9 protein-coding genes and 1 tRNA gene are annotated in these 11,537 nt (G+C 72.3%); 6 read left to right on the plus strand and 4 right to left on the minus strand.

Annotated elements, in window-relative coordinates; genetic code table 11:
* Positions 1-858: 858 nt before the first annotated feature.
* Together AB0G02_RS18820 and AB0G02_RS18825 are read left to right on the plus strand one after the other, a co-directional pair.
* A complete protein-coding gene (locus AB0G02_RS18820) occupies positions 859-1,182 on the plus strand; it encodes a hypothetical protein (protein ID WP_360795774.1) in 324 nt (107 codons plus the stop codon).
* Positions 1,183-1,556: 374 nt separating this feature from the next.
* The gene (locus tag AB0G02_RS18825; protein ID WP_360795777.1) at positions 1,557-2,168 is read left to right on the plus strand and encodes a hypothetical protein; all 612 of its coding nucleotides are present in this window, start codon (positions 1,557-1,559) and stop codon (positions 2,166-2,168) included.
* Positions 2,169-2,235: 67 nt separating this feature from the next.
* Here the strand turns inward: AB0G02_RS18825 and AB0G02_RS18830 are convergent, their stop codons facing one another.
* From AB0G02_RS18830 to AB0G02_RS18845, 4 genes are all read right to left on the minus strand, one after another.
* Positions 2,236-4,686: an endonuclease/exonuclease/phosphatase family protein gene (locus tag AB0G02_RS18830; protein WP_360795780.1), complete on the minus strand. Its 2,451-nt coding sequence runs from the start codon at positions 4,684-4,686 to the stop codon at positions 2,236-2,238.
* Positions 4,687-5,133: 447 nt separating this feature from the next.
* Positions 5,134-5,218: transfer RNA gene (locus AB0G02_RS18835), tRNA-Ser, on the minus strand.
* Positions 5,219-5,297: 79 nt separating this feature from the next.
* Positions 5,298-5,732 (minus strand): nucleoside deaminase, encoded by a 435-nt coding sequence (locus AB0G02_RS18840; RefSeq protein WP_360795792.1) that lies wholly within the window; start codon positions 5,730-5,732, stop codon positions 5,298-5,300.
* Between the two features lie 23 nt (positions 5,733-5,755).
* A complete protein-coding gene (locus AB0G02_RS18845) occupies positions 5,756-6,244 on the minus strand; it encodes a tRNA adenosine deaminase-associated protein (RefSeq protein WP_360795783.1) in 489 nt (162 codons plus the stop codon).
* 89 nt (positions 6,245-6,333) lie between these two features.
* On the opposite strand from AB0G02_RS18845, the gene AB0G02_RS18850 reads away from it, so the two are divergent.
* From AB0G02_RS18850 to AB0G02_RS18865, 4 genes are all read left to right on the plus strand, one after another.
* Positions 6,334-7,569, plus strand: a complete 1,236-nt coding sequence (locus AB0G02_RS18850; RefSeq protein ID WP_360795784.1) for a M20 family metallopeptidase — start codon at positions 6,334-6,336, stop codon at positions 7,567-7,569.
* 370 nt (positions 7,570-7,939) lie between these two features.
* The gene (locus AB0G02_RS18855; protein ID WP_360795785.1) at positions 7,940-8,890 is read left to right on the plus strand and encodes a prephenate dehydrogenase; all 951 of its coding nucleotides are present in this window, start codon (positions 7,940-7,942) and stop codon (positions 8,888-8,890) included.
* A gap of 9 nt (positions 8,891-8,899) precedes the next feature.
* Positions 8,900-10,681, plus strand: a complete 1,782-nt coding sequence (locus AB0G02_RS18860; protein ID WP_360795786.1) for a hypothetical protein — start codon at positions 8,900-8,902, stop codon at positions 10,679-10,681.
* A 77-nt stretch (positions 10,682-10,758) separates the two neighbouring features.
* On the plus strand, positions 10,759-11,537 hold a 779-nt coding region (locus AB0G02_RS18865; protein ID WP_360795789.1), incomplete at its 3' end, for a fibronectin type III domain-containing protein.

Raw genomic sequence — 11,537 nt, forward strand, 5'->3', positions numbered from 1 at the left:
GACCGCCGCCATCTGGCACAACCGCGCCACCGGCCAACCCGTCACCCGATCCCTGACCGCCTACGACCACTGACCGACTTACGCATTACTCGTCTGGGCCTAGGGGTCTAGCCCGGACGCCCTGTAGGGCTCTAGACGGGGGTCTGGGTCTAGAGGGGGACGGGTCTAGCCCTAGAGCCGCTAACGACCTGCTCGGCGGCCGTCGAACACCCTAGGCGCGACCCTTTGGGCCAGGGCCGGTGACGCTAGCCGTGAGCGGACTTCGGCGCGGCAGGCAGCTATCAGGGGGAGCACTCACGGGGGCAGGAGAGGAAGACTCCGGGAGGCACGACCCCGCTTTCGAGGGATTCCGGCCGACCAGAGCAGCGAACGGTTGATCTTCCCCAGCCCGGATCGCCCCAGGCGGACCCAGGGAAGTTGGGCGAGGGAGCACGCGGGGGAATTCGCCCGACTCTCACTGCTTCCCCGACTGCTCCCCCGCTGCTCTCCCAAGTGCCACGGGGTCTCAAACCGCGTCTCAGTCCGTCCCCGTTCAGCACCGTTCAAACTGACACAGCAATAGCGCTGACCAGCGCATACGTACGTGAGTGGACTACCTTGAACTGCGGTTCCAGCTCCTCGTAGACAAAGGGTCGAAAGTCAAAACGTACTACCAAATGTGTCCAGAATCCCCTCTTACTTGGAATATTTAGTGAATGTTTAGCCTACCGGAGACGCTTTACGTTAACTTCTGTCATGACGTCACCCAGACGTTATAGGTAACCATGCGATCCAGTCATCAAAAGCATCCATCAGGGGGTTCAAGTGAGGAAAGCCAAGTTACTGTTAGGCGCTCTGGCCATGATGGGCGCTCTCATCATGGGAGCAGGGTCTGCGAACGCCTACTCGGGGCCGATCTACCACGGTAACGACTACGCCGAAACGCTCGGCGTGAACGACGACATCATCCAGGTGTGCGACCGCGAGGCTGACGGCAACGGTGTCTACGCCGAGTACTACCTGAACAACGGCAGCTACCACAAGCGCGGTGACAGCAACGGGAGCGCGTCGCCGTGTTCGAAGGATGACTGGACCGCCACTGCGTACTGGATCTCCAGGTACCGGGTGTGCGAGGACACCGTCGGGTGCTCCAGCTACCGCTACACCGACGGTCTCGGCGGCAGCTCCGTACGGAAGGGCTGACCCCACAGGGCAAGAGGCGTCGTGTGATGCAGCGACACTCGTTGGGCCGCCCCGGCAAGGACGACAGAGGGTCTCAGAGCGGGTCTCAGTACACCATCGTTCAACCCGCGCCATCCTGTTGCATCCATGGCTTTGAACTGGGCAAACATCCGTCCGCGAACGTCGCCGTACCGTCATCGACGGAACTGGACATCGTGTTGGGTTAACCCCCTCACGGGTTCAAATCCCGTATCCTCCGCAGCCAGAGCCCCGGCACCGTCAGGTGACCGGGGCTCTGTCATGAGCGGCCGGGTGGAATCGGCGGACCGGTGCAACGTCCCGGACCCCCGACGGCGTTTAACCAGTGATCGGCTGATTACTGGGAGGACACGCACATGAGGATCGTCAAGACGGCCGCCGCCGCGTCGCTGGCCGCCGCGGGCCTGCTCGCCGGCGGCGCGCTCGCACTGGCCCAGCCCGCGGGCGACGTGGGCGCGAGCGGCGCGGCGACGTACTCGGCCCGGACGTGGCACGAGGTCAACGTCCGGATCTGCCCGTCGACCGCGTGCCTGCCCGCCGCGGGGGGCCCGGTGTTCGCGGACCGGACCGTGGGCGTCTACTGCTGGGTCCACGGCGAGTCGATCACGGACTACGGCTACACCAACGACGTCTGGCTGAACATCGGCAGGCAGGACGGCGGCTCACAGTGGTCGAGCGCCCTCTACTTCGTCGGTGACGAGTACGCCAACCTGCCCGTCAGCGCGGAGTGCGCCGACGCGCCCAAGCCCCCGACCACGACGAAGCCCATCCCGAGCACGACCACGCCCGGCCCCACGACCACCACCCACCCCGACACCCCGCAGCCCACCACGACCCACCCGAGCACCCCCGCTTCGACGACCCGTCCCAGCACCACCGTGCCCAGCGGCACCTACCCCACCTCGTCGGTGCCCACCACCACGGCCGTGCCGAGCACCCCCGCACCCACCACGACCGCCCGGAGCTGATCCGGGGCCCGCACGCGAAGGCCCCCTCGGACGAGGGGTCCGAGGGGGCCTGGTCCACTGCCGCGGGCTACGGCCTGGGCAGGCACTCCGCGATGTCCTCCAGCAGGAACACCAGCCGGTCGACGTTCGCGCTGCCGGTGCTCGGGCGCAGCTTCACGACCTGCGGGTCGTGGTCGCTGGCCTGGTCCGCGAACTCCGCGTTGACGTGCACCACGTCGTAGCGGAACCGGGTGATGTTCGCGCTGATCAGGATGTGGTCGAGGGTCTGCGAGTTGCCCTCGAACACGTAGCTGTACCGCTCGGCCGCGGGCAGGGTGTCGATCAGCGCCACCACGTCGCCGTTCCCGACCAGGGTCCGGACCGCCGGGGAGAACTGGTAGTCGTTGATGTCACCCGCGAGGACCACGTTGGCGCCCTTGTCGACCGCCTTGAGCTGGTCCACGAAGCCGCGCACCAACGCGGCCTGCTGGGCGCGCTGCACCTCGGAGCTGCGCACCGGCTCCTGGTAGCGGCCGTGCATGGCCTGGTCCCCGCCCTTGGAGTTGAAGTGGTTCGCGACCACGAACACCGTGCGGCCGCGGAACAGGAACTCGCCGGCCAGCGGCTTGCGGCTGCTGTTCCACGCGGGGTCGGTGGGCGCGACGCGGCCCGGCGACACCGACAGCGCGGCGTGGTTGCGCTGCTTCACGACGGACACCGGCGTGGTGGCGTCGCCGCCGGGACGGTCCACGAAGGACACCCGGGCCGGGTTGAACAGGAACGCCACCCGGATGTTGCCGCCGGGCTCGCCGCCGTCGGCCTTGTTCACCGGGTCGATCTGGCGCCACTGGTAGCGCGGTCCGCCCGCGGCCACGATGGCGTCGGTGAACTTGGCGAACGTCGCGTCCGCCGCCACCGTGCCGTCGTCGGTCGCGCCGTTGTTGTCCTGGATCTCCTCCAGCACCACCACGTCCGGGCTCTTGAGGTTCGCCACTACGGCGCCGGCGAGGCGGTCGAACTTGCCCTGCTCGTTGGTGGCGGCCAGGTTCTCCACGTTGAACGTGGCCACGGCCAGCTCGTACGAGCGCTGCGCGTCCGTCACCTCGGGCGTGATGCCGCCGGACACGTACTCCCCGACCGCCTTCGTGGCCAGGGTGTAGCCGCCGTAGTTGGTGTACTCGACGTTGCCGACCGTCGCGCCGCGCCACACGTCACCGACGTTGCTCACGTGCGGCGTCGCCGAGCCCGGCTTGACCTTGATCCGGCCGCTGTTGGGCTGGTCGTAGCCGAGGTAGATCGTGCCGCCGCGGGCGGTCGGGTTCTGCGTCGGGTTGGTGGTGATCCACGACTCGTCGAAGCCGTTCGTGGGGCCGACCACGCGGGCGTCGGTCACCTGGACGTACATGCCCTCGCGGGACTCGTAGTAGTCCTGGCCGTAGGTCGCCGGGTCGAGCGGGAGGGCTTCGATGCTGCCGCCGCCCGCGGTCGGCAGGTAGCCCGCCGGCGGGGTCAGGGTCTCCGGCGCCGGCAGGGCGTTGCCCTTGGACTTCACGGTGACCGTGGCGCCGGTGATCTCGGTGAGCGTCTGGTTGGAGTTGGCCGCCGTGTCGCCGCCCGGCCGGTACTCCGCGACGGTGCCGGAGACGAGCACGTCGTCGCCGGGCTCGACGGTCGGCGCCAGGCCCGCGGTGTAGACGAACACGCCCTCGCTGGTGCGCGGGTCGGCGTCCGGGGCGGTGTCCTGGATCCAGAAGCCGCGGTCGCCGGTGGCGCGGGTCGCGGTGACGACGCCGGGCACGCCGCTGACCTTCTGGCCGAGCAGCGGCGAGACGCGGGTGGTGCCCTGGACGTCGCGGATGCGCTTGTCGCCGGGTTGCGGCTCGGGGTCCGGGTCCGGGTCACCGGTGCCCTGGCCGCTGGAGTTGACCGGGGTCGGCGGGCCGACGGTGAAGTCGGTGGCGTTGACGTCGGTGTCGGTCAGCGCGGTGCGGGCAGCCGAAGTGGTGTTGCCCAGGTTGGCGGTCGGCGTGGTCTCGCGGACCACGGTCGCCGTGCCGTAGCCGACCAGGTCGCGCACGCGCGGGTCGGCGGCGCAGTCGGCGGCGGTCTTGCAGGTCAACGGCGAGGTCGCGGTGACGAGGGCGATCGTGCCGCCGGTGCCGCTCATGGCGATCGTGCCGGTGGCGTCGGGCGCGGGCAGCTCCACCGTGCCGCCGGAGCCCTTGGCCTCCGCGACGAGGAACCGCTTGCCGGCGGCGATCGACCCGGCCAGCGGCGTGACCTGCCACTGGCTGGACGCGCTCGCGCTGGACGGGAGGTACTGCACGCTCCAGCCGTCGACGGCGACCGGCGCGGCCCCCGCGTTGCCGAGCTCGACGAAGTCCTGGGTCAGCGTGGCGCCGGAGTTGCCGCCACCGCCGTAGACCTCGGTGATGAGGGCGTCGACGCTCGGTGCCGCGTGGATCGGCGTGGCGAGGGCGAACGAGACGGCCGAAGCGGCGGTGACCGCCAGTCCGACGCGCAGCGGGGTGGGTCTCAACGGGTCCTCCGGTGATTGGCGGCTGCGCGCATCCTCCCCGGATCGAGTGAACGGCGGAAGACACCGTCACTAACGGTTGACCTTCAGAGGTCACTCGAACGTGTGTTCGAACGTAGGGTAGGGTCATGGCCGTGCCCCACCGGTGGCCCTCCCAGCGCCGGTCCGGCACGCCAGGCACGACAGGGGCGCCGACCCGGACCTGACGAGGTCCGGCTCGGCGCCCGTGCCCCATCGACCGTCGTCACGCTCCCGACGCCCGGCGTCGCGCCGTCATCTCGCGCCCGACTCTCTCGCCCGGCAGGCCTCCGAAGTGGCCCAACTCCACGCGGAGCCATCCCCCACGACGGGCCATCCCGCCACCAAGCCGACACCTCGCCCGCAGGAGCCGCGGACGGTGACAAAGCGAAAGCCCCGGCTGCCATGATCGGCAACCGGGGCTCTGCGGAGCGGTGGCGGTGGGATTTGAACCCACGGAGGCTTGCACCTCACACGCTTTCGAGGCGTGCTCCTTCGGCCGCTCGGACACGCCACCGCCGAGAACAATACAAGACCGGAGCGCCCTGGCCCAACAGGGGGTGGCCGATGACATCGGCGCTGGTCAGAGGGCCGGGTCAGAGGTCGGCGAAGAACGACTCCATCAGGGCGGCGCACCGCTCCTCCAGGACGCCGCCGACCACTTCCGGGCGGTGGTTGAGGCGGCGGTCGCGGATGACGTCCCACAGGGAGCCCGCCGCGCCGGTCCGGGGTTCCCAGCAGCCGAAGACGACGCGGTCCACGCGGGCCAGGACGAGGGCTCCCGCGCACATCGTGCACGGCTCGACCGTGACCACGAGCGTGCAGCCGGTGAGCCGCCAGCTGTCGCCGTACACGGCGGCGGCGGCGCGGAGGGCCAGCACCTCGGCGTGCGCGGTCGGGTCGCCCAGCGCTTCCCGGGCGTTGCAGGCCCTGGCCAGCTCGGCGCCGTCGGGCCCGTAGACGACCGCGCCGATCGGGACGTCACCGGTCCGCGGCGCGAGGGCCGCGACTTCGAGGGCGGCTTCGACCAGGGCCTCGTCCCGCACGTCGACCGTCACGCCTGGAGGCTGTCCAGCAGCTTGGTGAACTCGTCGGCGAAGCCGCACCGCTGCGCGATCATCTGCAGCTGCTCGTCCGGGTACAGGTCGACCTCGTCCACGATCACCTGCATCTCGTGCTGCGGCATGCCGACGTCGGTCAGCACGGCCAGGTCGCCCTCCGGCCAGAGCTCGTCGTCCTCCTCGTCGGGCGGGTCGACCCGGAGGAGGTCCAGGACGTCGGCGGCGATGTCGTAGTCCAGCGCCGCGGCGGCGTCGGACAGCAGCAGCGAGACCCCGCCGGGCACCGGGCGCAGGACGATGAAGAACTCGTCGTCCACCGCCAGCAACCCGAAGACGGCACCCGTCGAACGCAGTTGGCGCAGCTCCGTGATCGCCGCGTCGAGCTCGGACAGCGCCGAGCTGTCCATCTTGCTGCACCGCCAGCGGCCGTCCTCACGAACCACCGCGACAGCGAAGCCGTTGACCGGCTCCTGGTGTGCCATGTGCACACCGTAGGGCCACGCCCGAGCACCCGGTAGCACGGGGGCCTCGGCCACGGGCAGCGGGGGCCGCGCGATGCCACTATCGAGGGATGAGCACAACGCTGCCGACCGCCCAGACGACCGCCCCCGAGCCCCGGTACACCGGGCTGGTGGAGGCCGCCCGAGCCCTCCAGCCCAGGACGGTGGCGCTGCGACGGCAGGTGCACCGGCACCCGGAGCAGGGCTTGGACCTGCCCGCGACCCAGGCCGCGATCCAGCACGCGCTGTCCGGCCTGCCGGTCGAGGTGACCACCGGCAAGTCCAGCAGCTCGGTCACCGCGGTGCTGCGCGGCGGCAAGCCCGGACCGACCGTCCTGCTCCGCGGAGACATGGACGCGCTGCCGCTCCAGGAGGACACGGGTTTGGCCTACGCCTCCGAGGTCGACGGCTCCATGCACGCCTGCGGCCACGACACGCACGTCGCGATGCTCGCCTCCGCCGCCCGCCTGCTCTCCTCACGCCGGGAGGCGCTGGCCGGGCAGGTCGTGTTCATGTTCCAGCCCGGCGAGGAGGGCCAGCACGGCGCTCGGCACATGCTCGACGAGGGCGTGCTCGACGCGGCGGGCACGCCGGTGGAGAAGGCGTTCGCCCTGCACATCACCTCCACGCTCCAGTCGGGCGTCATCGTCTCCCGCCCCGGGCCGACGATGGCCTCGGCGGACACCTTCCACATCACCGTCACCGGGCGCGGCGGGCACGGCGGCATGCCGCACGACGCGATCGACCCGGTGCCGCCCGCCGCCGCCATGGTGGGCGCGCTGCAGACGATGGTCGCCAGGCGGGTCAGCGTGCACCAGCCGGCCGTGGTCACCATCGGCCGGATCGCCGCGGGCACGACGACCAACATCATCCCGGAGACCGCCTTCGTCGAGGGCACCATCCGGACCCTGTCGGAGGACACCAGGACCTTCGTGCACCGCGAGCTGCGGCAGATCGCCGAGCACGTGGCCGCCGCGCACGGCTGCACGGCCGACGTGCAGGTGGTGCCGGGCTACCCCGTGACGGTGAACGACGACGCGGTCGGCACGCACGTCCTCGACGTCACGACGGCGGCGCTCGGCGCGCGGTGGGCGGCGCCCATGGAGGACCCGCTGATGGGCGCGGAGGACTTCTCCTACGTGCTGGAACGGGTGCCGGGCGCGATGGCGTTCCTGGGCGCCTGCCCGCGCGGGGTCGAGCTGGAGCGGGCGGAGCCGAACCACTCGAGCCGGGTGCTCTTCGACGAAGCCGCCATGGAGCACGGGGTCGTCGTGTACACGGCGTTCGCGCTGGACGCCCTCCGGTAGGCCGCCGGGAGGCGGGCAGCGGTGCCGCGGTGGGCGGACCCGGGCCGGGCGGCACGGCGGCGAGGCACGCCGGAGCACGCCCGGCCCCAGTGGGCTGACCGGAGCGGGATGGCAGCAGGCACGCCGGAGCACGCCAGGCCGCGGCGGGCGGACCGGAGCGGGGCGGCACCGCGACGAGGCACCCCGAGGTAGGGCGTGGTGCGGGGAGCCGCAGTCGGCGGGTGCGGTGGGTCGGGGCCGTGGTGGTGTTCACGGCTCCGACCTTGCCCCGGTCGGTGGAGGTGAACCAGGGGTGATCACCGGCCTGTGGACAACTCCTGTCCTTGTGGACAAGTAGGGGGCGGCGTCCCGCGCCGGCAGGATGAGCGCCGTGCGAAGCGTCTGCGTGATCGGGCTCGGGTTGATCGGTGGTTCGGTGTTGCGCGCGGCAGCCGCCGCAGGGCGCGTGACCTGGGGCGCGACCGCTTCGAGAGCCGACGCGGACGCCGCCCGGCAGGACGGTCACGACGTGGTCGACCTCCCCGAGGCGCTGGACCGGGCACGGGTGCGGGACGCGCTCGTCGTCGTGGCCGTTCCGCTCCCGGCTGTGGAAGAAGTGCTGCGCGCCCTCCCCGAAGGCGTTCGCCTCACCGACGTGGTCAGCGTCAAGGGCCCGGTCGTCGACCTGGTCCGCCGGGTCGCGCCGCACGCCCGGTACGTCGGCGGACATCCCATGGCGGGCAGCTCCTCCTCCGGCTGGGCCGCGGGCCGCGCGGACCTGTTCGAGGACGCCGCCTGGGTCGTCACGGCCGAGGACGACGCCGACCCGGACGTCCTCGTCGACGTCATAAAACTCGCGCTCGCCGCGAAAGCGCACGTCGTGCCCACCGCCGCGCCGGAGCACGACGCCGCGGTGGCCCGCATCTCCCACCTGCCGCACCTGATGGCCGCCGTGCTGGCCAGCGTCGGCGCGGACGGCGGGCCGCTGGCCCTCTCGCTGGCCGCGGGCTCGTTCGGCGACGGCACGCGCGTCGCGGGCAGCCGGCCGGAACTGGTCCGCGCGATGTGCGAGGGCAACCGGGGCGCGCTGCTGGAAGCCGTGGACGACGCGTTGGGCCGGCTCGGCGCGGCCCGCGGTTCGCTCGCCTCGACCGGTGGCCTGGCCAAGACCATCGACGCAGGTCACGCCGCACGCGTCGCGCTGGACAACCGGTCCGCCCGCACCGACCTGACCATGGACCTCACCGCCCCCGACGCCTTGCGGGCCCTGCGCGACCTCGGTGCGCGTGGCGGCCGGATCGTCGCCCTGGACGGATCGACCGCACTCGCGCGCACGCCATAGGGTGCAGCGGTGGAGCGTCGCAAACTCGTCGCGGTGCTCGGGGGCCTCGTGCTGATCGGCGGCGCGGTGGTGGTGCTGCGCAACGAATCCGCTCCCCCGGTGCCGGAGGTCTTCGAACGGTCCCTGGCCGACGGCGTCGAGTACGTCCCCGACACCCGGGGCCTGGTCGCGCCGACCGACCTGGTGCTCACCGCGCTGGACCGCACCAGCCTGCGCGCGAGCTGGACCGCCGGCGGGGGCCTCGGCCACGGCGGCTTCGAGGTGCGCTGGAACGGTGGGACCCGCCTGGTCCGGGGCACCGAGACCGAGCTGACCGACCTGGACGCGAACGCCGACGTCACCGTCGAGGTGCGCGCGCTGGACGCGCTGGGCACCCGTTCCGCCGCCGTCACCGCGCAGGCCGCGCCCCGGCTCGCGTACGACGAGGACTGGCTGGCGGGCCTGATGGTGCCGCTGACCGTGTTCGACGGTCCGGCGCCCATGGACCCGCGCCGCTGGCGGGTCCTCGACAACGGCGACACCGACTGCCTGGGGCTGCGCCCGCTCAACGGCAAGCGGCTGGAGATCACCTGCGACCGCGTCGACCTGCAGTCGAACGCCCCGGTGCGGTTGCGGGCGCCCGGCGAAGTCGACGAACGCGCCCGCGCCTCGCTCACCACCGACGGCCCCATCGGCCACCGGCCGGGCGAGAGCGAGATGGCGATCGCCCTGCTGCCCGAGCCGTTCGGTGACCTGGGCCCGCTGGCCGAACCGTTCCCGCCGGGCGCGGTCGTCCTGCGCGTCACGCAGACCGACGCGCGGTTCGTCGGTGACGGCGTCACGTCCACTGAGACGGGAGCGACGTACCCGCCGCCGACGCCGGGCGTCCGGCACCGGTGGGAGCTGCGGGTGCTGACCGACTCCGTGGTGGCGCTGCGCGACGGCGTGGAGGTGGCGAAGGCGCCGGTGGCGGTGCCGTGGACGACGGCACGCGCGCGCCTGGTGTTCCGGCAGGCCGACGGCACCATCGTGGACACGTTCGGCACCGGTGGCCTGCCCGCCTACCCGCTGCCCGAGTCCGTCGTGCCGCTCGGGCCGGGCGTCGCGGAGGGCGGTGCGACGTCGTTGGGCAACGTGGCGAGCCCGAAGCTGGAAGGCGCGTCGTCGGTGCGCGTGGTCGCGTCCGTGGTGGCCGGGAAGGCCGCGCCGATCACCGTGGAACTGGGCACGCGGTCGGCCCCCGCCCTGCCCATGCGCCCCGACCAGGCGCTCGACGACAGCCGCCCGTCCGTCGTCTACGCGGACTTCCCGCTACCGTCACCGGACCGGAACCCCAAGGTCAGGCTGCGCGCGGAGGGCGAGGTGACGGTGCACGACGCGCACCTCGTCGTCGCCGAGGGACCGGACGCCCGCCGCCCGCTGCCCCAGCTCACCGACCGCGCCCTGCCCGCGCCGGAGGTGCCCGCGCCCGCGGTGTCCGTGCTGCACGAGTCCGGCGACGGCGCCCGGTTCCCGCCGGACCCGGACGGACCGCGGTTCCCCGGCGGTGGCGGCAGGCTCCGGGCGACGGTCGAGCTCACCGGCCCGGTGGCCCGCGAGATCGCCGCGATCAAGGGCCTGGAGGTGGACCTCGACGGTGACCGGATCGCCGTCCTGCCCACCAACGGCTCGGCGGGCGGTCGGCACGAGTTCGTGGTGGACCTGGACGAGCTGTCCACCGGGCGGCACCAGCTGGTGGTGCGGGTGCTCCCGGTGGACGAACGCCGGGGCGTGCAGACGCAGGAGCAGTCGTTCGAGATCCGGCCCTTGTAGGGCGCGGCGAAGGTTCCTTGGTCTCGGGTCCGCAACGACGTAGTGACCCCGATCACCGGGCCACCTAGCTTGACTCAATGGAACGTCGCCGCGTCGCCCTGATCGTCGTCGGTGTGGTGCTGTTCGCCGGGGTGATCACGGTGTTGCGGACCACCGGCGTCGGCGGACCCACCACCGCGACGAGCACGTCGGCGGCGCCGCCGACGTCGCTCGAGCCGTACGCCGCTGAGGGCGTGCTGGTGCCGACCGCCGGGGCGCCGCCCGAGCAGCCCGGCGCGTTGACCGTGTCGTCCGGGCCCCGGCGGTTGCAGCTGCGCTGGACCGGTGGCGCCCCCGGTTACGAGGTGCGGTGGGGCGCCGACCGGCTCGACCACGGCAAGCTCCTCACGCAGTCCGTCACCCAGCTCGACGGGCTGGAGGACGAGCGGTCGTACCAGGTCGAGGTGTACGCGGTGGACGCGTTCGGGCAGCGGTCCGCGCCCGCGAAGGCCTCCGGGACGCCGCACGCCTCCCCGGACGGCGACTACGCCCTGGCGGACCGGTTCGACCAGCCCGACGCGCCCGACCCGACGCGGTGGCGGTTGGCGTCACGGGGCAACTGCGCGCGCGCCACGCCCGGACAGGGTGACGACGGGCGTCGGCTGGTGCTCAGCAGCAACTGCGCGGCGGCTCCGGCGACGTTGCGGTCGCGGACGCCGTTCGTGCTGCGGGACGCCGACGAGCTGGGCCGGTTCGTCGTGGAGACCGACGCGCCCGGCGCCGACGGCGAGCTGGTGCTCGACCTCGTGCCCGGACCGGTGTCGCTGGTCAGCGGTGACGCGTTGCCGCCGGACGCGGTGCGGCTGCGGGTGGCGAC

Source organism: Actinosynnema sp. NPDC023658, from assembly GCF_040639995.1.
GTDB lineage: Bacteria > Actinomycetota > Actinomycetes > Mycobacteriales > Pseudonocardiaceae > Actinosynnema.